The 1,512-nt window shown below is 50.5% G+C and carries 1 protein-coding gene; it reads right to left on the bottom strand.

The window, feature by feature from the left end:
- Nucleotides 1–16: 16 nt before the first annotated feature.
- Nucleotides 17–1,468: a transposase gene (locus B5F71_RS19415; protein WP_087213629.1), complete on the bottom strand. Its 1,452-nt coding sequence runs from the start codon at nucleotides 1,466–1,468 to the stop codon at nucleotides 17–19.
- Between the last annotated feature and the right edge of the window lie 44 nt (nucleotides 1,469–1,512).

Below are 1,512 nucleotides of genomic sequence, written 5' to 3'. Positions count from 1 at the left end.
TTCAAGTTTCGCAAGTTCAACTTGCAGCTTTTAATCTATAAATGTCGCAAATATGTTTCATATCTTCCTCCCTGTTGATGATAGCCTGATAGATATCTTCGTCAGTCAATCCGAAGAGTTCCGCAACCGCAATGACCAGTTCTTGCATGACACCCCATATCCTTTCCGCAACGGACAGTTCCAAAGAATCCTTGGTTACGTCCTCAAAGAGCTTTCCCATGGTCTCGTAGGCTGCAAACCTCTTCACTAAGGAAAGGATGTTGTATTGCAAAGCCGTCAGGGATGTCGCCGCGATTTGCGAGGCGAAGTTGCCGGCCTGGCATTTGCCCAGCCCCAACAGCCCCTTCGCTTCCTTGAACACGACTTCCAAAGACCACCTTTGGGCATAAATCCGGTACGCTTCAAGGAACTCAAGCCGTATGTCCGTGGTCATCAGGCCGTTCCATGCGCCCCGTTTGCTTCTCCTGACAAAGTACAGGCGTACCTTGGTATCCGCAAAGGTCACGTCCGCCACGATGTAATAGCAACGCAGTCTCCTGCTGTACTTCCGCCTGCCTTGCCTGTCAAGGTGCCTGATCAAGGCCGGCGCGGTATAAGGCTTCCCGTCCAGACAGTATTTTGTCCTGCTGTTTTCTCCCACCTTGATCATGCCCAGGTAATCGCACCTGACGTGGCGGGAGCGGATGAACCGGATGACATCCTTGCAGGCGAACCAGCTGTCTGCCAGCACATACCTGAACCTGACCCCTTTGCGGATGGCGCGTCTTATCATGGCAATCATCAGGTCGGTTTTCTTTGCCGTGTATTCACCGATACGCTCCTGCAAGGCGTCGCCGCTGTCACGTCCTTTGGTGAAACGTCTTGCGAGCTCTTCATCGGACATCCCGAACTTTCCATCCTTTCCTTTTTCACCCAGCAGTGCAAAATCCAGAAGCATTTGGGTTGTCCCGTCCGTGACGGCAAGGAACAATGCCTTGAAACCGAGGATGCACCTGTGATGGACATGGGAAAACACCCTGCCGATGTTCTCCATGCGCCGTCCCGTCTTGGGATAGTCCGTGTCATCGACTATCAGACAGACCGTGCCTTCCTTGCGCCCGGAGCGGAGTCTGATCTTCGACCAAAGCTGGAGGGTGAGGTGATAGACGGACTTCCGCCAGTTTATCTTGGGATTACTCATGAAACGGTAGAACACGTCTTTCTTGCATCCCAGCAAGCCGCTTAAGGAAGACCCGGTGAAACGATAAGGGTTACGGACCATGAAACACGGGTACAACAGCAAAGCCTGGAACACCTGCAACAACGGATACACATTGTTGCACTTGCTCTTCATGCCGAACAAGGTGGATTCATTCATTCTTAACCATTTGATAACGTCCAGTATGGAATACATCGCTTTATGCGCGTCATTTTTTCTAAAAAATGCGCTGATTTCTGAAAGAAAGTCTGTAACTTTGTGCAAGGGCATAGGGCTGAGTAATGTTTTGATTTGCAACTATAAAATTACTCATT

It is taken from the genome of Bacteroides sp. An269 (genome assembly GCF_002159755.1).
In the GTDB taxonomy this organism is placed as follows: domain Bacteria; phylum Bacteroidota; class Bacteroidia; order Bacteroidales; family Bacteroidaceae; genus Phocaeicola; species Phocaeicola intestinalis.
Note: the sequence above shows the minus strand (reverse complement) of the source record. Positions and strands in the feature narration are given on the sequence as shown.